Annotated in this window: 21 protein-coding genes; 10 read left to right on the top strand and 11 right to left on the bottom strand. The window is 36.4% G+C overall.

Going from position 1 to position 20,604, the window contains the following annotated elements:
• Positions 1–144 precede the first annotated feature (144 nt).
• Both LZ480_RS14025 and LZ480_RS14020 read left to right on the top strand, forming a co-directional pair.
• Positions 145–462 (top strand): thioredoxin family protein, encoded by a 318-nt coding sequence (locus tag LZ480_RS14025; RefSeq protein WP_241370156.1) that lies wholly within the window; start codon positions 145–147, stop codon positions 460–462.
• 121 nt (positions 463–583) lie between these two features.
• On the top strand, positions 584–1,762 hold the full coding sequence (locus tag LZ480_RS14020; RefSeq protein ID WP_241370155.1) for an MFS transporter: 1,179 nt from the start codon (positions 584–586) through the stop codon (positions 1,760–1,762).
• A 65-nt stretch (positions 1,763–1,827) separates the two neighbouring features.
• Here LZ480_RS14020 and LZ480_RS14015 read toward each other — a convergent pair whose 3' ends face one another.
• Genes LZ480_RS14015 through LZ480_RS14005 form a run of 3 tightly spaced genes read right to left on the bottom strand, consistent with a single transcriptional unit; the run spans position 1,828 to position 3,945 of the window.
• A complete protein-coding gene (locus tag LZ480_RS14015) occupies positions 1,828–2,022 on the bottom strand; it encodes a hypothetical protein (protein ID WP_241370154.1) in 195 nt (64 codons plus the stop codon).
• On the bottom strand, positions 2,022–3,452 hold the full coding sequence (locus tag LZ480_RS14010) for a hypothetical protein (RefSeq protein ID WP_241370153.1): 1,431 nt from the start codon (positions 3,450–3,452) through the stop codon (positions 2,022–2,024). Before LZ480_RS14010 ends, LZ480_RS14015 begins: the two co-directional genes overlap by 1 nt.
• Positions 3,421–3,945: a sigma-70 family RNA polymerase sigma factor gene (locus LZ480_RS14005; RefSeq protein WP_241370152.1), complete on the bottom strand. Its 525-nt coding sequence runs from the start codon at positions 3,943–3,945 to the stop codon at positions 3,421–3,423. Before LZ480_RS14005 ends, LZ480_RS14010 begins: the two co-directional genes overlap by 32 nt.
• Before the next feature lie 122 nt (positions 3,946–4,067).
• Between LZ480_RS14005 and LZ480_RS14000 the strand changes: the two genes are divergently transcribed.
• From LZ480_RS14000 to LZ480_RS13985, 4 genes are all read left to right on the top strand, one after another.
• Positions 4,068–4,598, top strand: a complete 531-nt coding sequence (locus LZ480_RS14000) for a C39 family peptidase (protein WP_241370151.1) — start codon at positions 4,068–4,070, stop codon at positions 4,596–4,598.
• A gap of 249 nt (positions 4,599–4,847) precedes the next feature.
• Entirely contained in the window at positions 4,848–5,945 is a 1,098-nt protein-coding gene (locus LZ480_RS13995) for an endospore germination permease (protein ID WP_241370150.1), read from the top strand.
• Positions 5,932–7,365 carry a spore germination protein gene (locus LZ480_RS13990; RefSeq protein WP_241370149.1) on the top strand — a complete coding sequence of 478 codons (1,434 nt, stop codon included), beginning with the start codon at positions 5,932–5,934 and terminating at the stop codon, positions 7,363–7,365. Before LZ480_RS13995 ends, LZ480_RS13990 begins: the two co-directional genes overlap by 14 nt.
• On the top strand, positions 7,365–8,504 hold the full coding sequence (locus LZ480_RS13985) for a Ger(x)C family spore germination protein (protein WP_241370148.1): 1,140 nt from the start codon (positions 7,365–7,367) through the stop codon (positions 8,502–8,504). The genes LZ480_RS13990 and LZ480_RS13985 overlap by 1 nt, the downstream gene beginning before the upstream one ends.
• A gap of 91 nt (positions 8,505–8,595) precedes the next feature.
• Here the strand turns inward: LZ480_RS13985 and LZ480_RS13980 are convergent, their stop codons facing one another.
• From LZ480_RS13980 to LZ480_RS13960, 5 genes are all read right to left on the bottom strand, one after another.
• A complete protein-coding gene (locus tag LZ480_RS13980) occupies positions 8,596–9,471 on the bottom strand; it encodes a 5'-3' exonuclease (protein ID WP_241370147.1) in 876 nt (291 codons plus the stop codon).
• Positions 9,472–9,597: 126 nt separating this feature from the next.
• Entirely contained in the window at positions 9,598–11,082 is a 1,485-nt protein-coding gene (hutH, locus tag LZ480_RS13975) for a histidine ammonia-lyase (RefSeq protein WP_241370146.1), read from the bottom strand.
• 266 nt (positions 11,083–11,348) lie between these two features.
• Positions 11,349–13,346: an ABC1 kinase family protein gene (locus tag LZ480_RS13970; protein ID WP_241370145.1), complete on the bottom strand. Its 1,998-nt coding sequence runs from the start codon at positions 13,344–13,346 to the stop codon at positions 11,349–11,351.
• Between the two features lie 13 nt (positions 13,347–13,359).
• Positions 13,360–13,794 (bottom strand): SACOL1771 family peroxiredoxin, encoded by a 435-nt coding sequence (locus LZ480_RS13965; protein ID WP_241370144.1) that lies wholly within the window; start codon positions 13,792–13,794, stop codon positions 13,360–13,362.
• A 123-nt stretch (positions 13,795–13,917) separates the two neighbouring features.
• The gene (locus LZ480_RS13960) at positions 13,918–15,132 is read right to left on the bottom strand and encodes a carboxylate--amine ligase (RefSeq protein ID WP_241370143.1); all 1,215 of its coding nucleotides are present in this window, start codon (positions 15,130–15,132) and stop codon (positions 13,918–13,920) included.
• 174 nt (positions 15,133–15,306) lie between these two features.
• Between LZ480_RS13960 and LZ480_RS13955 the strand changes: the two genes are divergently transcribed.
• The gene (locus LZ480_RS13955; RefSeq protein ID WP_241370142.1) at positions 15,307–16,224 is read left to right on the top strand and encodes a DUF4003 family protein; all 918 of its coding nucleotides are present in this window, start codon (positions 15,307–15,309) and stop codon (positions 16,222–16,224) included.
• 559 nt (positions 16,225–16,783) lie between these two features.
• Here the strand turns inward: LZ480_RS13955 and sstT are convergent.
• Both sstT and LZ480_RS13945 read right to left on the bottom strand, forming a co-directional pair.
• On the bottom strand, positions 16,784–17,995 hold the full coding sequence (sstT, locus tag LZ480_RS13950) for a serine/threonine transporter SstT (protein WP_241370141.1): 1,212 nt from the start codon (positions 17,993–17,995) through the stop codon (positions 16,784–16,786).
• 324 nt (positions 17,996–18,319) lie between these two features.
• Complete coding sequence (locus LZ480_RS13945; protein ID WP_241370140.1) at positions 18,320–19,243, bottom strand: bile acid:sodium symporter family protein; 924 nt, start codon at positions 19,241–19,243, stop codon at positions 18,320–18,322.
• 242 nt (positions 19,244–19,485) lie between these two features.
• Between LZ480_RS13945 and LZ480_RS13940 the strand changes: the two genes are divergently transcribed.
• The 3 genes from LZ480_RS13940 (at position 19,486) to LZ480_RS13935 (ending at position 20,142) form a co-directional block, all read left to right on the top strand.
• Positions 19,486–19,635: a hypothetical protein gene (locus LZ480_RS13940; RefSeq protein WP_241370139.1), complete on the top strand. Its 150-nt coding sequence runs from the start codon at positions 19,486–19,488 to the stop codon at positions 19,633–19,635.
• Positions 19,598–19,840, top strand: a complete 243-nt coding sequence (locus LZ480_RS20110) for a sensor histidine kinase (RefSeq protein ID WP_408641621.1) — start codon at positions 19,598–19,600, stop codon at positions 19,838–19,840. The genes LZ480_RS13940 and LZ480_RS20110 overlap by 38 nt, the downstream gene beginning before the upstream one ends.
• 95 nt (positions 19,841–19,935) lie before the next feature.
• On the top strand, positions 19,936–20,142 hold the full coding sequence (locus LZ480_RS13935) for a hypothetical protein (RefSeq protein ID WP_241370138.1): 207 nt from the start codon (positions 19,936–19,938) through the stop codon (positions 20,140–20,142).
• A gap of 44 nt (positions 20,143–20,186) precedes the next feature.
• Here LZ480_RS13935 and LZ480_RS13930 read toward each other — a convergent pair whose 3' ends face one another.
• Complete coding sequence (locus tag LZ480_RS13930) at positions 20,187–20,549, bottom strand: UPF0158 family protein (RefSeq protein ID WP_241370137.1); 363 nt, start codon at positions 20,547–20,549, stop codon at positions 20,187–20,189.
• Positions 20,550–20,604: the final 55 nt, after the last annotated feature.

The raw sequence follows: 20,604 nt of genomic DNA, 5'->3' as shown, positions 1-20,604 counted from the left end.
TTTTCAAATATCGTCGAATTGCAATTTACGATTAAACCAATAAATCGAAAAATTACAGTTCTATTTTTATTCATTGTTAAAGTTTAATTACTTTTCGTAATCGTCTAATTTCGTGTACAATGAGCTTAAAGGAGCGTGAAACAAATGCAAGAAATTACAACAATTGAACAATTCACAGAACTAACAGGGACAGACAAAGCCGTCATCATTAAGTTCTTCGCTGGCTGGTGCCCAGACTGTACGCGTATGGATATGTTTATCGATCCAATTATTGAAGAATACAACCAATATGACTGGTACTCAATTAACCGTGATAACTTCCCAGATTTAGCTGAGAAATATCAAGTCATGGGGATTCCATCATTATTAATCTTCAAAAACGGTGAAAAATTAGCTCACTTACATAGCGCTAATGCAAAATCACCTGCACAAGTTGAAGAGTTCTTAAACGCACAAGCATAATTTGAAACGAACGAAGCATCTATTGGCTTCGTTCGTTTTTACTTCCTAATAGTATTTGTGTTCATTCAAATTCCATATTACAATGGTCTACATGCAAATTTGTAAGATGAAAGGAACAACAATGACTTCAGATCAACGAAAAAAATTAGCGCTTCTTATGCTCAATATGTTTATTGCAGTAGGAAGCTTTGGGATAATTATTCCGATTATCCCTGCCTATTTAAAAGAACTTGGCCAAGGTGGGACGGCTGCAGGGCTAATTATTGCGATTTTCGCATTCGCTCAGTTTTTAGTATCACCTATTGGTGGGAAATGGACCGACAAATATGGTCGCCGCCCGCTCATTAATATCGGACTTTTAACATTAGCAATCTCGATGTTTATCTTTTATTTTGCTGATTCAGTTGCGTTACTGTATGTATCACGCGCGATTGGTGGGATTGGCTGTGCGTTTTTAATTCCAGCAATTTATGCATATGTAGCCGATATTACAACAATGGACCAGCGTGCAAAGGGGAATAGTTTTATTTCTGCTGCGATGTCTTTAGGCATTGTGATTGGTCCTGGTATCGGTGGTTTTTTAGCTGATTATGGACTGAAAACTCCTTTATTAGTTTCGGCAATTGTAGGACTTTTAGCGTTTGTCGTCTCTTTCTTTACATTAAAGGAAAGCCAATTAGAAAAAGTGGATATCGAGGCGCAACCAGATTCATCTATGGTAAAAGACATTCTTTTATCTGTGAAAAAGCCATTCTTTATTCCATTGATTATTACGTTAATAATGAGCTTCGGCTTAATGGCATATGAAACGGTACTTGGCCTTTATGTGAATGATCAATTTGGTGCAACGCCTCAAGAAATTGCGTTTATGGTGACGGCTACTGGCTTAGTAGGTGTCATTATGCAGCTGTTTGTTGTCGATTGGATTGTCAAAGTAATGGGCGAATTAAATGTCTTAAAACTTTTTTTAATCGTCACAGCAATTGGCTTCTCACTATCGATTATCGCCAATAGCTACAATTTATTTTTTGCCATTTCATTATTAATTTTCCTCGCAACATCGATTTTACGTCCCGTTCTCACGACACTTATTTCAAAATTAGCGGGCAATGAACAGGGCTTTGCGATGGGCATGAACAATGCATATATGAGTATTGGTAACATTTTAGGACCACTTCTTGCGGGTGCATTATATGATATTCAAATTTTGTATCCATTTATTGCTGGCCTAATAATTTTAATAGGAACGATTATTTTCACATTTATGTGGAAAAAGATACAAACACCAAAATTTTCTTAAGTATGCTTATATAACAGATTGTAAAAATGCGAAACCTACCCCGAATTTGGAGGTAGGTTTCGTTTTTATTTGGAGTTGTCGATTTCCTCAATTTGCTCAACTAATTGTCGGAAATGATTGGCCAGCTCGTCAGGAATGGTAAACAGGCTCTCAAATTTATTCAGCGTATCGATTTTCTTCACAAAGCTTGTTTGACTTTCTTCATTTAACCATAACTGTAACTTTTCTTTTTTACCATCGTCATATTCGATTTCAATCATTAATTCTGAGGTATATCCTCAAACGCAATAGGTATTGTATATTCAATGCCTTTTTCATCCTGCAAAATGCGTGGTGCGGTGCGTGTTAATGTCCAGCTAAAGCCGTCATCACCTGTAATAAAATATTGATTGTCCATTGTTTCGATTTGAATATTTGTGTACGTTTTTTCAATTAATTCGCCTGTACTCGTTTTACCTCTGTAATAAATCGTGCCCTCATTAAAAATATAAATCAGTTGATCCTTATAACGATTAGTTAATGACATATCTTTAAAATGCTCTGGCTTTGCTATCAACATGTCTCGCAACCTATAATCCTCATAGAGATTCATCGACTTTAGTTCGAAATACTGAGATGTTTGCCGCAAATCCTCTGTATATTTTACAAGTAATGAATCGCCATAGCTTTCTGAACTATAAAATTCAAGTGGCTGTACAAATTCAGCATTCGCAAAAATATTTGCATAAATAAGCTTATCATTTTGAATCGTCATAATTTTTGGTTGTGTGCCACCCGTTACTATAAACGGTGCATCATGAAACTCGGTTTGATATTGCGTGATACTTTGCCAATCCAGTTCACCCGTGATCATTTGATAAGTTCCTTGCTGATTCAAGTAAATATACGTCATCTGCTTCGTTAAGGTATCAATGATAAAAAATTGATTACTTTCGCCGGAATTAAAATAAGAAATCCCCTCACTTGCGATCCCTAAATCAAAGCGCTCACCAGAAAACGATTCAAATATTCGCTGCATGCCTTCTTTTGTTTCAATTTGATACAGTGTGTTGCCATTGATTGTTTGTTGTTCGGCCTTATCAAGCTTCCATGGTGTAGTTTTCATAGGTGTCGCAATAGGTGCATCTTGATAAGTTAGAGCAATTGATTTTGGGAGCTCAATGTCTTCCTCGTAAAAAAGAAACTCATACGCATCACTTATGATGAATTTTTCGCTTTCCTTATCTAGTACCAGCTTTTCTAAATACGAATACGTCGCACCTCGTAATTTTATATAAAGCATTAGCTCTTTTTCATCATCAATTGTTTTAATCACTTCTATTTGTTTCGTTAAGTCAAACGCTTTATAACGATTGATGACTTCTTCGTTGCTCATTGTTGCCACTTTTGCCAGCGCCTTTTCATCCTTCATGGCAATGGCAGTATAAAAGCCTTCTACGAGCTTGGCTTGTGTGTCTGTTAAACTATACTCTTTAATTTCTACTGCAGATTGCTTCGTTTGTGAAGGACTAAAATAAAGCAACGTACCAATCACAAGCATCATTACTACTACAAGTGCTGGTTGTAAAAAAGGAATTGTTTTTTTCGGACGTTTTTTATCGTTCAGTATTTTTTGCACAAAGTTCTCGTTCATCATCGGTCCGTTACTAATTGCTTCGTCAATGGCCTGTTTCATTTGAGATTTCGTCATCCCACGCACCTCCTTCTAGCGTTTGCTTTAGTTTTTCCCGTCCGCGCCTTAGCCTCGTTTTCACCGTATTGTCTGAACACGATAACATCTCGGCAATTTCATCGATTTTAAGTTCTTTGTAATAATATAAGATGATGATTTCACGGTATTTAATCGGTAAATTGAGCACCGCCTTACCTAATGCCCGATTTTCTGTTAATACAAGTACTTCCTGCTCCGCTGATTTCGTGCCTTTAAAAAATTGTTGGATTTTTTCAGTGAAAATGGTATTTTTATGGCTCCAACTGCGTAAATAATCATAGCTACGGTTTATTGTCATGCGATATAAATACGTGCGGTAACTTGCTTCACCACGAAATTGTCCCTGCTGCTCAAAGGCTTTTAGTAAGACGTCTTGTACAATATCCTCAGCTGCTTCGTTATTCTTCACATATGTATAAGCAAGGCGTAATAATTCTTCACCATGCGCTCGGATCAATTGCTCTAGCTGCATTTTGTCACCACCTTACAAATGAATTTACCGTTAGACGGCACACTACTTGAAATAGTTTCAAAAGGGCCCAATATATTTTATTTAGGTATATTATTACTTTATAATAACTGGGAGGTTGTAGCATGAAAATCCTACTAAATATCACAGGAAAATCACAATATAGTGCAGATATTCGGACTGAATTCCAAAACTCTGCATGCGGACCAACTACAGCACACGTGATTTTAAATTATTTATGTCAAAATGACGAAAAGGTGCTACCACATGATATTAACGAATTGTATAAACTACTTGGCGGTACAAAAATCGGATTATTTAAGTGGCGTCTAATCCGCAATTTGCGCAAGCTGCTTGGTGATGATTGGTGTGTGGAAGAATGTACAATAACGCAAGCAATTGAGCAGTTACGTGAAGGCAATCCTGTAGCGATGCGCTTTGATGTCTATTTTTCATGGCAGTTTCTAACTAAAAATAAGCCGCTTTATAAATACCATTGGGTTCCACTTATTGGCTACGATATCAAAGACAGTGAATTGTACTTAACAATCCATGATAATGGTGGTCGTAATCGCGATAGCCAAGTGCGCTCCTTTAAATTTGATGATAATCGTAAAGTATTAAACTTTGTTAAAATTGAACCGATAAAGCGTTAGCCCGAGCTAGCGCTTTTTGTATTTTCCAAAATAAATATTATTCCCTTCGATTAAGTAAAATCCGACTGATTGAAATTTCACTTTATAAGAAATATAGTATCTGATACTAACATCCTCAAAATTGTATAACCACTCTATTTTTGGCAATACTTTGTGCTAGGAAGAGAGTGCTTATCTTAAGTTAAGGTAAGTACATATTCTTTTCCACCTAATAATCATTCAATAGAGAAAAAGTGCGAGGAATTTTCTATGAAATCTAAAGGTAAAATTAGTATTCTTCATATTGTTTTTTTATCGATGACGGTGATTGGCTTGAAAAATCACGTAACAATCATTCCCTCTTTATTAAGTGGAGCTGAGCGCGATTCATGGATGTCAATCATTTTGTCAGCTCTTATCACCGTTCCCTGGCTTTATGTATTTTTTCTACTTCAAAAACAGCTACATTCGGATTCCGTTCGTACTCGTTTGCTTACAAATTACCCTAAATTCGGAAACGTAGTGATTTATGTAATTGTTTTTTATTTAATATTAATGGCTGCATTTACAATGCGTGAAACTTTACAATGGGTGTCGACAACCTTCTTAATTGAAACACCCGTTCTCCTACTATTTTTCCTTTTTTCAGTTGTTTGCCTTTTATTAGCCACGTCGTCCGTGTTAAGTATTACGATGGCGAATATTATCGTCCTATTTGGTGTCGTTGTATTGGGCTTTTTCGTTGCGTTTGTCAACTTACAAGTAAAAGACCATTCATTACTGCGTCCATTTTTCGAGCATGGCTATTCCCCCATCATAAAAACGGTCGTATATCCTGCTTCCGGCTTTTTTGAAATTCTTTTGCTTTTGTTTATTCAACAGCATTTTACGAAAAAATTAAAATTTACGCACCTACTCATTATTCTTTTCATTCTCGTTGGCTTAACGCTTGGTCCACTAATAGGTGCAATTACAGAATTCGGTCCTACAGAAGCTGCTAGACAACGTTATCCTGCCTTTGAAGAATGGAGAATTGCTAAAATTGGTAACTATGTATCGCATTTAGACTTCTTCTCTATTTATCAATGGTTAACAGGTACGTTTATACGCGTCGGCTTTTTATTATATATCGCCATTGAGCTATTAGGGATGACAGGGAAGAAAAAAAAAATTTGGGAAATCGTTGCACCAGCATTTATTTTTTTAACATTGCCGCTATTTTTGATAAATGACAGTATATTTATCGAGATTAAAGGGAAGTATTTTTTAATAAGTACAGCTTTGTTCTTTTTCATATTAGCGTTTTTATTGCTGTTTCTTTTACGAAAGAGAACAAACAGTAAGGTGGAAAGCGATGCATCAAATTGATACGATTTCGTTAAAAGAGCACTTTAAACATTGTGAGGATGTTCATTTTCAAACGTATTCCTTTCAAACAAGCAAAGTAACACTTATTACATGCGATGCGATGATTGACAAATACTCACTAAATGAAATTATTGTACCTAGACTTCAGTCGATTTGTAGTGACTCCGATAAACCGTTAACTGAAAATATGCTTTTCCAAAATTTATACCTTCCTGATTTACAACAAATCACAGATTTAAACGATGCCACAACGAATGTATTTGGTGGCTTTGTCCTTATTTATGTGGAAAAGCTTCAAATACTATTATCAAGTAATATTGAAAAAAAGCCTAATCGAAGTCCAGAAGAAACGAAATTAGAGGTACAAATAAAAGGGCCTCGAGACAATTTTATTGAAGATTTATCAATTAATATTGCACTGATTCGTAAGCGACTACCTACTGATTCTCTTGCCGTTGAAAAGCTATCCATTGGGGAACGCTCGAAAACGAAGCTTGCCATTCTTTATTTTCAAGATATAGCAGATTTAACGATACTAAAAGAACTAAAGCAGGATTTGGAGTCTGTTTCTACTGATGTTCTTATAAGCAGTGAATCACTTATGGAACGTTTTAATAAACGGTCCTATTTTTTACCGCTAAACGATACGACTGGTCGACCGGATTTTGCTGTAATGGCATTATCAGCAGGACGCTTTGTTATTCTCGTTGATGGCATTTCATATGCGGTAATTACTCCCGTCAATTTGTTTTTGCTATTAAAATCAGGTGAAGATTTTGATCACCCAGCGGTTACAAGCTCAATAGAGAGAATTTTACGAATTTTAAGTATTCTTATCGCATTATTTTTACCTGCATTTTGGCTTGCTTTAACGACATTTCATCAAGAACAATTACCATTCCCGTTACTTGCGACAATCGTTCAAGCAAATACTGGGTTACCGCTTCCAACGGCGTTGGAAATGCTCGGTATGTTACTCATGTTTGAGCTATTTCGAGAAGCCGGATTACGTTTGCCAAGTACCCTCGGTGGGACGATTAGTGTCGTTGGAGGACTTATTATCGGAGATGCTGCAATACGTTCAGGAATAACAAGCCCTGCAATGATTGTCGTTATTGCCATTTCAACAATCGCAGGATTTACTCTTGTAAATCAATCGCTCGTTACTACAGTAAGTATTATGCGCATTTTGAATATTCTTATGACCTCTGTATTCGGCTTATTTGGCTTATTTTTATCGCTTTATTTGTTCGTGCTTTATTTAGCCAACTTGCGCGTGTATGGCGTTCCTTACCTTTACTTTACAGCTGATCTTTCTTGGTCGAATTTGAAAGTAACGCTATTCCGCCCTCCTATGTCATCCTATAAAAAAAGGACAGCAACAAAAAATCTTCAAGATAAAACGAGGGAGAAAGAGTAATGAAAAAACTTCTATTTCTCCCATTCCTTCTTTTACTTGCAGGCTGCTGGGATACAACTCAACCGGAGCGAATGTATTATCTTTTCAGTCTCGGAATTGATTTTAAAGATGATGAATATATCATGTATGCCCAAATTATTGATTTTACGAATATCGCCAAATCAGATCAACCAAATCCTGAAGCGAGTCAAGCAGAAGTCGGTGTAGCAAGAGGGCGAAATTTTAATGAGGTTTTTTTCAACTTATATAAGATTCTGGATGAAAGACTTTTTTTAGGACAACTTGAATATATAGTATTTTCCGACGAAGCTTTAAAACAAGAAAAAGGAAAGGCAGTTGTCAATGCCTTTATTCGCTATAAGGAATTGCGCTATACGACTTGGACATATGTTACGGATGCCCCATTAGAAGAAATTTTGCTTACAACACCAATTAATAATAAAGCCATTACATTATCAAAGATAGCAGATCCAACCAACTCGCTGACACAATCATCGTTTATTCAACCGATAAATTTCCGTGAACTTTTGATTGATACTGATGAACCGAGCCATTCGGCCATTATTCCGTTCATCGAACTAAGTGACAGCTGGTCAACAGATAAGGGTCCAGATAGCAAATACTCTATTAAATCTGTTGCCTTAATTACCTATAAGGACGGTTATATGGGGCAATTAAAAGGCGACGATGTAAAAGGACTCCAATGGATGAACGAAAAAACCACGCGTGGTCAAGTAACAATTAAAATAGATGGTTTTTCAGAACCTTATATAACAAATATCATAGAATCCGTTAAACCAACTATTCGTCCAATCATCAACGAAGATTCGATACACTTTGAATTGGAGGTAAAATGTGTTGTTAAAGCGATAGAATCTGAGAATCAGGAAAAAATGGATCAAGTAAAAGATAAAATTGAAGAGGCGATAAAAAAAGAAATTGAAGCGACCTATAAAGCAGCATTAGAAATGGGCGTGGATGTTTTTCGTCTATCCGAAGTAGTGTATCGAAAACACAATAAGGCTTGGAAAAAATTCCAAGCAGATGGGACTGTACCGTTAAATGAAAATTCCATTCGCTCGATTGACGTTGAAGTTGTAAAAATGAATGGTGAACGTATCATTTCAAATGAAAAGTAAAACGCCTACGGGGTTAGGATAAGAATAATAATGAACGTAAAAACATACACCGTTTCTTCACAAAGAGACGGTGTATGTTTTTTACCACTATTTATTTTATCGACCGCGCATGTTTTGCAATTAAACGATAGCCCTTTTGTTCTACAGAATTAAATAGCGCTGGTGTGTATGCATCTAAACGTAACTCATCAAGCTCTGCATCAATTGGCGCTGCGCAGTTAATTGTTGCTAATTGGTATGATAAGCGAAGCATGTCTTCATTTTCACTAATTTTAATTCGTTGCCCCGGCTTTAATGTCGATAGTGCTGCTAATACCCCGTCAATGGAGCCGTGATTTTGAATCAATTGTAAAGCGGTTTTCGGACCAATACCTTTAACACCTGGGTATCCGTCACTGGTATCACCCATAAATGCTTTTACGTCGGCAAATTGCTTTGGTGCAATGCCATATTCATCAACAAAGCGTGCCTCCGTGTAGACATCGTATTCTGTGTAACCCTTTTTCGTGAACGCAATTGTAGTAGTTGGATTTAACAGCTGCAATAAATCACGGTCACCACTAATAACAGTAATTTGTGCAGCATCCTTCCATTTTTCTATCATAGAACCAATTAAATCATCGGCTTCTAAACCCTTTGTTCCGAAATTTTTCCAGCCAATCATTTGTGAAACATCCTTTGCCATATCAAATTGCGGCAGCATTTCTTCTGGCGGAGCTGGGCGATTTGCTTTGTAGCCATCGAATAATTCATTGCGGAATGTATGTGCACCCATATCCCAACAAACTGCTAAATGCGTTGGTTTCATTATATTTTGTGCTGTTAATACATGGCGTGCAAAGCCCTGTACGCCGTTCGACGGTGTGCCATCATCTAAACGTATAAATTGATTCATCGCAGCTGACGCGAAAAACGAACGGAATAGAAGTGCCATACCATCAACGATTAATAAATGTGGTTTTGTCATAAATATTCTTCCTCTCAAACTTCTAGACATTTATTATAGCAAAACCACAAGATCAATTGCACCTTTACGCAACTGCGTCGAGATTTCTAACACCTACTTAATAAGGTAAAACGCTGATAGACACACTTACCTTGATGGCAATAAGATTTCGATAATACGATTGACATCATGACTGAAAATTCGGTCTTCGGTCATACTTGGAGCAAGTTCTCGAATTTGCTCCCACTTTTCGCGTAGCTTTGGTGACATCTGCTCCACCCCACGATATTCTACAGCTTGAGCAGCACAAAATGCTTCAATCGCCAATACATTGCGGACATTTCCGATAATCATACGCGCATGTCGTGAACCCGTAGTCCCCATACTAACATGATCCTCCTGGTTTGCTGAAGAAGGTATCGAATCAACCGATGCTGGATGTGCAAGTGTTTTATTTTCTGATACTAAGCTTGCCGCGCTATATTGTAATATCATCGCCCCTGATTCTAAACCAGGTTTGGCACTTAAAAATGCTGGTAATCCTTCGTTTAACTGTGGATTCACTAAACGTTCAATGCGACGCTCCGAAACATTTGCAAGTTCGGCAACTCCAATTTTTAAAAAATCCATCGCAAAGGCAATAGGTTGTCCGTGGAAGTTCCCACCTGAAATAATGAGTTCGCCATCCTCAAAAATCAATGGATTATCCGTTGCTGCGTTCATTTCAAGCTCCAGCTTTTCTTTTACATAATTTAACACTTGCCAGCTCGCTCCATGAATTTGAGGAATGCAGCGCAGTGAATATGGATCTTGTACACGCTTATCCCCTTGATGTGTAATAAGCGCACTATCTTCAAGCCAATCACGCATACGCGTAGCAACATCCATTTGCTCTTGCATTCCACGCGCCTCATGAACAGCTGGATGAAAGGCATCAATAATACCGTACAATGCTTCCATCGTCATCGCTGCAATCCATTCACTTGCGTACGCTAATTTTTCGGCTTCAATATAGTTAACAATCCCTTGTGCAGTCATTGCTTGTGTTCCATTAATGAGCGCTAAGCCTTCCTTTGCTTGTAGCTCGATTTTTGGAAGATTTAGCTGGTCAAATAGTTCACCCGATGGTCGACGTTCCCCTTGAACAAACACTTCACCCTCGCTAATTAATGCCAATACTAAATGCGAAAGCGGTGCTAAATCACCCGATGCCCCAAGCGAACCTTGCTGTGGAATGACAGGAATAATATCTTCATTAATCATATAGCATAGTCGCTCAAGCACCTCTAAACGAATACCTGAAAATCCTTTTAACAACGCATTCAAACGTAACACCATCATTGCTTTTGCAACTAAAATCGGGAACGGCTCGCCAAAACCACAAGCGTGTGAACGAATTAAATTCACCTGCAATTTACTGACTTCTTGTTCGGCGATTTTTACATCGCTAAATTTCCCAAACCCTGTATTAATGCCATACACCGTTTTATCTTGCTGTACAATTCGTTCAACTGCTTCACGGCTTTTTGCTACTTTATGTTTTGCATCATCTGCAATCGCTACTTTTTGTTTACTATATAAAATACTTGCCATTTGTTCCATCGACAAATTTTGGCCGTTTAATTGAATCATATTACCCCACCCTTTGTGAATTTTCCAAATCAATAGTTTCCTTGAATTTATTATTCTACAAAAAATAGTTTATTTCCACTTATTTTTTAACAAAAAACAAATTTTCTCTCTAAAAATCATTTTTTACGTGGTTTATTACGTTATTTTCAATTTAACCTGCTTTTGTGCTAACAAACTATTTCACTAGCAATTTAATATTCTATTATAGTAAAGTGTTTTATACCACACAAAAAAAGAGACTCTAAAATCGAGTCTCTTAAAAATTTTTATTTTGTTCGTTTCATATCTCGAATTGCTTGGATTGATAAGCGTACGAGTAATATCGCACATAAAAATAAACCAAGGTAAGCAGCCGTATTTAGATAAACAGCATAGGCGGTATGAATAAACTGCGAAATTGCTAGCAATGCTACCGAGATAATGCCAAATGTAATGCCAACGAGCAACAATACGAAACGTGAAAATAGCTGGGTAACAAACATTGCATTCGTTTTATCCGAGAAAATATCATGATGCAAAATGATTTTGCCGCTTTCTGCTTTTTTTATCATTTGATCAATACGACGAGGAATTTTTCGTAAATTGGGTAAAAGTAGCGCAAGCTCTTCTTCGATATATTGCTTCGTTTCTTTTGGTTGCTTAAATGGTTTTGCCAAACTCGCTTTTAAATAGTTATTTGAAAAATCTTTAATTTCTCTAAAAATTTCAAAGCGTGGGTCAATAGTTGATAATGTCCCGTCTAGTGTGACAATTGCGCGTAAAGCTATACTAACTGCAGGATAGAAATGTAGACCAAAATCACGGGCGACCGAGAAAATAGAATATATAAGTTCGTCCGTTTCAACGCGTGACACATAACTAATTCTAAGTAAAATTTGGCTAATGGCCTGTTCCATTTCTTGTCGATTTACCGCTTCACCATTTTCGACAAGTAGGTTAATGCCGTCAACTACAAGCGCCGCATCCGCCTGGTGAATTCCAACTAAAAAATACTTAAGACCATCTTGTTGCTGCATTGCTAAGCGACCCACCGCACCGTAATCCAACATTGCCACCCGACCCGTATCTTCTTCAATGTAAATATTTCCCGGATGTGGATCGGCATGAAATATACCGGAAACAAGTGCCTGTTCTAAAAAGGCATAAAGAAGCGTTTGTGCAAAATCATGGCGATTTACACAGTTATCGTTAAATAATGCATGTGCCACAGTAACTGATTGCCCTTTAATATACTCCATAACAAGCACATTTTTTTTGCTATAGCGCGTAAAAACTTGGGGCACTTTTACGTTGATTTCACCTTTTTGCACAATGAGCGCCATTTGCTCCATATTGCGCGCCTCAATATTAAAATCGATTTCCTCACTAAGCGCTAAACTAAACCCTTTTGCTAAATCATAGAAACCTAAGTTTTCAGCCCACCCGGATTTACTCGAAATCCAACTTGCAAATTCCATTAAAATCGATAAATCCTCATGCATAATATGCTTTACTTCAGGACGTAGTAATTTAACGACAACCGGCTCATTTGCTTCTTTCAAAACCGCCTTATGCACCTGTCCAATAGAGGCCGAAGCTAAAGGCGTTTTGCTAAAATAGGAAAATACTCGGTCTACATCTTGACCGTAATTTTCTTGTAAAATTTGTTCAACTTGCTGTTCAGTTAATGGCTTTACATGCTGCTGAAGCTTTTCTAATTCTTCTATAAAAATAGGTGATAGAAGCTCTTTTCTTGTAGATAGTACTTGACCAAATTTGATAAATACCCCACCACATTGTTCAAGTGTGTCACGCAAAGCCTTCGCTAACTCGCGCTCATCTTCACGAGAACGCGCATATTTTACCGTACGCGTCACACCATTTTTCACAGCTATGCCGACAACTTCGCGTAAACGCTTTTGACGCTTCCAATATATTAACAGTGTTTTGAAATAAGAACGTCTACCAACAGGTGTACCATTTTCATTTAACTCGATTGAATCAAATAATTCGAAAAACAAGTACAACAGCATTGAAATAAGCAACATACTACCAAGCCACAGTAGCGTCGCACTATTTACTACATTCTCTACGATGCCGTAATCAAAATAATCGGAGCCACGCAAATACGTATACCAAAATACAAATGTTGTAAAAACAACACTTATAACGACTGATAGTACACGTTTTACTAAACTAACTTGCGAGCCGATTAATCGTCCACTGATAAAAAAGATTACAAAGCTAGCGCCTACTAATTGAATGACTGCTGAAATAATATTCAACAAGCTCGCCCCCTTAGTTCATCGTAATATGTACTTGAATGTCTACATTCCCTTTTAACGCCTTACTAATCATACAAGTTTCTTCTGCTTTAAATGCATAGCGCTCTGCTAGTTTTTGTGCACGCTCCGATTGATCATTTAGCGTTATCGTGACATAATGATGAATTTCTTGATAGGTAAAGACACCGTTTGTCACATCAACTATTCCTTCTGATTTTAATGCCAATTCTGCATCGATTTGACCACGTTCATACATAGCCGCTAACGTGATGATATAGCACGTTGCTGCCGCGCCAAGCAACATTTCATCAGGGTTTGTACCGATACCTGGACCATCCATTTCTGGTGGAATTGAAATCTGCGTTTGTAGGCGTTCTGCTGATAAGCTACCTACTGAATTTCTTCCCTGTGGCCAATCAATTTGTAAAGTAAATGTATGCTTTGTCATTATAGAATCACTCATTTCATTTTTCTTTTACTATAACATTTTTTAATAAATGTATGCTTTCAATGACTATAAACAAAGAAAAAACGCAACATCCCTAATACTGGAAATTGCGTTTTGTTTTATTTACCAAACATTTTCTTTATACTTTTTGTAATAATTCACCTGACGCATGAACATATAGAACTTGCGTTTTAGGTGCTTGTCTTGCTTGTAGAATAAAGGGTTCACCATTTTATTTTCTTTTAATAAACGGGCGATATCCGCTTGAACAGCTTGATCAGCTACGAATTTCTTCAGTACGATTTTTGGCACGACCGAAAATAATACATCGCCTTTTAAATACGTGCACGGCTTCTCTTTATTGTAAATTAAATCATCTACAAAATAACGCGCCATATTATGTCCCATTGCCGTTACATAATAACTCGAACGGCCTTGACGGATATTTACTTCAAATACTTTGAACTTACCGTCGCGCTCATCAAATTTTAAATCAAAGTTTCCAAAGCCACGGTAATTCAATGCTTCTAAAAAGCCACTTAGCTTCGTCATTAGATTTTCGTTGTAGCGAGAAATCAGTGCTGTATAATTCCCAATGGCTGTTTTTGTATGCTCTTGTAGTACAACTTGTGCAAATGATACTAGCTGAGTTTCGCCTTTTGAGCTTACATAAACAACTGAATCCCACATCGCTGTATCTTCACCAGGAATGTAATCTTGAATGATTAATGTGTCAGCATAACCACTGTTTTTAATCATTTTCACAACATTGTTTAGCTCCGTGATGTTTTCAACTTTAAAAACTTTTTCTTGTCCTTCAAACGGATGACGGCTATATTCAATCCCATTACTTGGCTTAATAATTACCGGATAAAGCATATCTTTTGTGAACTCATCGTCTGTTTTACAATTATAAAAAACAGTCGTCGGAAAATCGAGGCCGTGCTGCTCACATAGTTTATAAAAATTTTCTTTAAATTGAACTTCATTCATTAACTCTTCATCAATGTAGTTAAATACAAAGTAATCTTTTAAAATATTGCGATTTTCAATAATAAGACGTACATATAAGTCGTTAGTCCCGATTAAAATTAATTTTTCAGCTGCTTCTTCATATTTTTTGGCAACGCTAATTAAAATTTTTGCAAATTGTGTTGGGTCACCTAGTTTTTTATCGTACTCTATGGCACGAGGTATCGTACTTAAATTTGTGAATGGCAGTACACCCTTTCCTACTAACACGGGCTGGATTTTATATTCTTCATGGAATGATATCGCCATGTTGTATGCATTAATATCTGTACCTACGATAATCGGTAAAAATGGTTGTTGGCTCATAACGTTTAGTTCCTCTCAACATTGTTCATGTAAGGTTATATTTTTCACTTATTTATCATACACCACTCGTTCCAATTGTGCTGTATTTTGCAAACTTAATTTTGAGCATTCCTATCGTTTTTTTGTGAAACTTTCACTAATTGAATACGTACAAATAAATAAGAGGTGATAGTGATGAACGAGCAACTACAATTATTTTTCCATAATGTCGAAAAAATCCGCCTTTATTTTGGTTCGGAAGCTGCTCCATTTGAAAAAGAATTAGCGCTTAAATTAACTGTGCGTAATATCCCTTTTTACTATGAAGACTATGAAAAGGTTGTACAGCAAATTAAGGCCAATACGAAATGGTATAGTAGTGCACGGGCTGGCCAAAAAATCTATCATAATTACTATGTACATTTCGCCAAAGCTCCTGAGCAAATCGTACACACATTACATATGTATAAACAGCTAACAAAGCACTTTAAGCGAAATGAGCAAACGTACTTAGCAGCTATGTACATGAAGCATGACGCCGACATTCAAAAATTACAAACTCTCACTCACGAATTAGCACAGCAGCCCAGTTTAACCTATTCCGCACTTAAGCTCTCGACAACAGCTTTGCTTTCGACACGTGAAAATAATGTTGCAACTCTCGTACAAACATATGAGCTCTATTACAAGGCTCTCATTTCATTAGGCTACGAGCGTGTAAATACTACAAAAAATAGCGCGGTGCTATTAACTTTAGGTACGGGCACATTTTGTGATGAAACAAATAGACACTTACAGCAAATTTCTCAGTTTATTCGCAAATCCGATGTAAAGATTGAACGCTGTCATTACAATACAATTGCGCTATTGGCGTTAGCAAAATTTAAAGTAGTTCAATTCCCTGCTCTCTATGCAATTCACGACGAAATTTGCCGTGAGTTAAACATTAAAAAATACGACTGCAACTCGTTACTCTTAGCCGCGCAAATTTATACGTCCAATGAAGCCATTGGTGACTTACCAGAATCGGCACTCGATTTTAATGACATGCTGCATATTGATGCTGAGGTTATAGGTGATGTTTGCTCTGATGACAGTGGTGGTGGAGATTAAGCTAATGCTTTCCTATCCCAAAATAAAAGGCATGCCAGTAATACTAGCATGCCCCATTTTACTTAATCATAAAATTCTTCGATTCACATTGCTCAAACTTACCAAAAATTCCGTCGTACCTTTTGTACTGCCTAAAATAACAACCGCTTGCGTCATCGCTGCTTTACATTTCGTCTTTTCTTCATATGGCTTGCCTCTGTCCCTGCAATATACATACTTCCTCCTTTACCAAGCGTCGAATTATGCTCAAATACACAGTTCGTAACACGAAATGATCGCTATTTGTAAAGTAGATTGCTCCACCACGTTTCGTTTGCAAGTGGGTGTTTTTCATCTAACAACTTGCGCTTTACTTGACGTAAATTATCTAAAATTGACATATTGCCCCTTCCAAAATCGACTAACTGGAAATCTTCCTGTCTATATATAACGGTCATTTTCGAACAATTTGTACTTTATTTCCCAAGAAATAATGCCATTCGACAAATAAATGACGGAAAATTCGATAAAAAAATTCACATTGCTTATTTGGGCAATGTGAATTTGCATAAAATAAAACTTATTTATTTTTACGCTCGTTTGCGTATTCTGCTGCTGCGGTAAATACAATATCCGAAGAAGAGTTTAGTGCTGTTTCACAAGAATCTTGGATTACACCGATAATAAAGCCAATCGCAACCACTTGCATGGCGATATCATCTGAAATACCTAATATGCTACATGCTAATGGGATTAATAGCAATGAACCGCCAGCTACACCAGAAGCACCTGCTGCCGAAACAGCGGATAATACCATTAAAACAACAGCCGTAAAGAAATCTATTTCAATCCCTAATGTATGGGCTGCTGCCATCGTTAAAATTGAAATTGTGATTGCTGCGCCAGCCATATTTATCGTTGCCCCTAGAGGAATCGATACTGCGTACGTGTCTTTATTAAGCTTCAATTTTTCAGCCAATGCCATATTTACTGGAATATTGGCTGCCGAGCTTCGCGTGAAAAATGCAGTAATACCACTTTCTTTTAATGAAGTTAACACTAATGGATAAGGATTCCGACGTGCCACGACAAATACGATGAGCGGGTTCACAATTAATGCTACAAAAAACATTGTAGCAACTAATATTACAATTAAACGACCATATTCTGCTAATGCAGAAATACCCGTTGTTGAAATTGCTTCAAATACAATACCCATGATACCAATAGGTGCTAAACTAATTACCCATTGAACAATTTTCGTTATGGCATCGGATAGGTTTGTAATCATCGCTTTCGTCGAGTCATTTGCTCCTTTTAAAGCAATACCTAACACAACGGCCCAGGCTAAAATGCCAAGATAATTCGCATTTAACAATGCACTAACCGGGTTCGTAACGATGTTAAATAATAACGTTTCTAACACTTCTAAAATTCCGCTTGGTGGTGTGACATCTTGTGCAACCGTTTTTAATGTTAGTGTTGTCGGGAAAATATAGCTTACAACTACCGCCACAAAGCCTGCCAAAAACGTTGCGACTGCATATAGAAGTAAAACCGTTTTCATATTGGTAGCCTTGCCTTTAACATGTGAAGCAATCGCATTAATAACTAACACAAATACAAGTATGGGTGCTACTGCCTTTAAAGCTGAAATAAACAAAGTACCAAGAATCGTAATGCCGCTCACGGTTTCTGGAATTGTTAATGCCAAAACAACACCGATGACAATACCGACAATAATGCGGTTTACTAAATTAATACTATTCCATTTGATGAACAAATTCTTCATAAATTCCTCCGCAATTCTAAGTTGTTACAAGCTTCTAGTCGGAAGCGAAGCAGTTGAAACTTAAAAATATGAAAACAAGTTTCATACCGATTTGAAGTTTCACGTTTCCAACACTTCTATTTTTGCTATATAACAATAATAGCTTGTGTTTTCTATTAACACAACTGTATTTTTAAGGAGGACAAAAACAACAATAACAATACTCTCTTTAAATCCACTCAAAATAAGGGTTTTACGCAACCAATTACCTCTAAATACGAATAAAAATTTATAAAATTCGTTCGAAATTCCTCAATACACGTACAATAAAACATTCGAACGATGTTATGTTCGTGTTATTTTGAAGAAAATGGATGCTAATACTTGTTGAAATAGCATCCCAAAAACAACTGGCATCGCTACTTTGGATGGAAAATATGTCGTTGCAATAACAACACCTACCGCAATATTACGCATCCCACCATTAAAAATAAATGTCGCTTGATCGGCCTTTGATTTTAAAAACAACTTTCCAAGTGCTAGTGCCAGAAAATAACCTGACACCGCAACGAATAACACAGTCCCAATAACAAGTGCTAGCTCAGCATTTATATTTTTTACATATGGTGCAATGGCGCTACTATTAATCATAATAATGCCAAACAAACATAGTTTTGAAATCAATGCAAACGGCTGATTATAACGCTTTTGCAGCTCCCCTTTGGTCCATTCATTGACAAACATTCCGATAAACGACGGCAGAACAATCATCAAAATTAAATCAATAATGAGCGCTGCTGTTTCTATATGAATTGTCTCACCAACAACGATGTGTAAAAGTAACGGCATTAATATTGGCGCAAGTAATGTATCTATTAAAATAATCGCCAAACATAATGGTAAATTGCCCTTACTAATCGTTACCCAAATTACACTTGTAACTCCTGTTGGAACTGCTACTGATAGTATAAAACCAATCGTTAATAAATAATCATCGAAGATAAGCTCAGCTATTATGTACGCCCATAACGGCATTAAAATATGTAAAAATGCAATAACAAATAAAATTGTTTTGGGGTACATTTTAAATACTTTAATGTCACGAAATTTCAAACTCAAACTACTAATAAACGTCATAACTGCAAATAATATTGGAACTAAAAATAAAAAATGACTGCCTATTTGTTCAAGTATCACGCCAATCACTAAACTTAGTGGCGTTAATATCGGCATATAGCGTTGAATAAATTGATTAAGTTGTTGAACCATGACTTTTCCCTCGTTTCTTACCATTTTCGTCTCCATGCCATTTATAGAACATCGAATACAATATTATCTTACCTCCCCTTAAAAATATCACTTTTTCATTATCTTAGTTTGATTTATTTATTTTAAAAGAGGATTAAAGTGACTATTAATTTCACTTATTTTAATTCTTATTAGAAAAATAATTTTTTAACTTATTTTAAAGTGAATTATGTGTAAGAGAATATTTAAGGGAGTTGTTTAAAGTGAAGAAAAATTTTGAAGTGTTTCATGTTAACGCTTTAAAACCGGGACAGATAATTTTTGAAGATATTTCTGTAGAAAACCTTCGTGGGAAAAAAGACGTGTCAGCTCAAAATGTCGATAGAAGAAGAGGAGCTCGTTTATATAATTGAAGATAGTGGTATCGGGAATCCTAAACATGAATTATCATTTATTTTCGATAGTTACTTCCGAGCCTCGAATTCAAATATACTGAATTCGCACGGCATCGGCCTTGCTATTTGCAAGGAAATAATTACACAGAATAATGGAAAAATCTATACGGATAGTAATGACATGGGTTCGCGCTTTTACTTTACAATGCCGATACAGCATTAATTTTTGAATTGCTTACAATCTCCTATGCCTTTGAATAGGAAATCATGCATATTTTATGTTATTTTTATGATATGGCAATTAAGGAGGCGTTTGTTGTGTCACTTTCTAAAAGTGGTTACTTAACATTATTTGTCGGCATTATTTTATTAGTTGTTTCGATTTTTTTCACAAGTGGTTTGAATTTAACAGCTTGGATGATCTTATTCATCGTTAGCCTTATCCTTTGTACAGTGGGAATCATTATGCTAATCATTCATTTAATGCGCCAAATAAAAGAAGACAAAGCACGAAAACTACAATAAAAATTGGGGCAGATAAAAAAATCAGATTTTTATCTGCCCCCTTTTTATAAACTTTCCAGCCATTCTTGCATTTTCTTTTTTACATATTCTTGCTCATAATCGTACCACGCATTTATAATTCCTATGCTGTTCGCTGTTTCTCGAAATGCATGAAACGGTTTACGACCATTTAATGCTTGAAATAATTTTTCTTCGAGTTCTCCTTCATACTGATTCGAAAAATCGACCATTACTTCATACATTTCACGCGACTCTTTATATGGTACTAGCTCCAAATTGTCATCGTCTTCCCAATCATTGTCCAACATTTCTAATATATCGACCTCTTTTGTCATACGATTGTAGACAAATCGAAAATCCTGTGCTCCGTTTAAAAATGCGTCTGCTAACTGTTCTAATAATTTCATCATCATCACCCATTATAGTTTACAAAAATATAGCTCAAATTGTCGAAAGATTTAT

It is taken from the genome of Solibacillus palustris, from assembly GCF_022549215.1.
Lineage (GTDB): Bacteria > Bacillota > Bacilli > Bacillales_A > Planococcaceae > Solibacillus > Solibacillus daqui.
Note: the sequence above shows the minus strand (reverse complement) of the source record. Positions and strands in the feature narration are given on the sequence as shown.

Coding starts and splice junctions, on each gene's coding strand:
- LZ480_RS14025 (WP_241370156.1), top strand. CDS start 145: ATGCAAGAAATTACAACAATTGAACAATTCACAGAACTAACAGGGACA.
- LZ480_RS14020 (WP_241370155.1), top strand. CDS start 584: ATGACTTCAGATCAACGAAAAAAATTAGCGCTTCTTATGCTCAATATG.
- LZ480_RS14015 (WP_241370154.1), bottom strand. CDS start 2,022: ATGATTGAAATCGAATATGACGATGGTAAAAAAGAAAAGTTACAGTTA.
- LZ480_RS14010 (WP_241370153.1), bottom strand. CDS start 3,452: ATGACGAAATCTCAAATGAAACAGGCCATTGACGAAGCAATTAGTAAC.
- LZ480_RS14005 (WP_241370152.1), bottom strand. CDS start 3,945: ATGCAGCTAGAGCAATTGATCCGAGCGCATGGTGAAGAATTATTACGC.
- LZ480_RS14000 (WP_241370151.1), top strand. CDS start 4,068: ATGAAAATCCTACTAAATATCACAGGAAAATCACAATATAGTGCAGAT.
- LZ480_RS13995 (WP_241370150.1), top strand. CDS start 4,848: ATGAAATCTAAAGGTAAAATTAGTATTCTTCATATTGTTTTTTTATCG.
- LZ480_RS13990 (WP_241370149.1), top strand. CDS start 5,932: ATGCATCAAATTGATACGATTTCGTTAAAAGAGCACTTTAAACATTGT.
- LZ480_RS13985 (WP_241370148.1), top strand. CDS start 7,365: ATGAAAAAACTTCTATTTCTCCCATTCCTTCTTTTACTTGCAGGCTGC.
- LZ480_RS13980 (WP_241370147.1), bottom strand. CDS start 9,471: ATGACAAAACCACATTTATTAATCGTTGATGGTATGGCACTTCTATTC.
- hutH (WP_241370146.1), bottom strand. CDS start 11,082: ATGATTCAATTAAACGGCCAAAATTTGTCGATGGAACAAATGGCAAGT.
- LZ480_RS13965 (WP_241370144.1), bottom strand. CDS start 13,794: ATGACAAAGCATACATTTACTTTACAAATTGATTGGCCACAGGGAAGA.
- LZ480_RS13960 (WP_241370143.1), bottom strand. CDS start 15,132: ATGAGCCAACAACCATTTTTACCGATTATCGTAGGTACAGATATTAAT.
- LZ480_RS13955 (WP_241370142.1), top strand. CDS start 15,307: ATGAACGAGCAACTACAATTATTTTTCCATAATGTCGAAAAAATCCGC.
- sstT (WP_241370141.1), bottom strand. CDS start 17,995: ATGAAGAATTTGTTCATCAAATGGAATAGTATTAATTTAGTAAACCGC.
- LZ480_RS13945 (WP_241370140.1), bottom strand. CDS start 19,243: ATGGTTCAACAACTTAATCAATTTATTCAACGCTATATGCCGATATTA.
- LZ480_RS20110 (WP_408641621.1), top strand. CDS start 19,598: ATGTCGATAGAAGAAGAGGAGCTCGTTTATATAATTGAAGATAGTGGT.
- LZ480_RS13930 (WP_241370137.1), bottom strand. CDS start 20,549: ATGAAATTATTAGAACAGTTAGCAGACGCATTTTTAAACGGAGCACAG.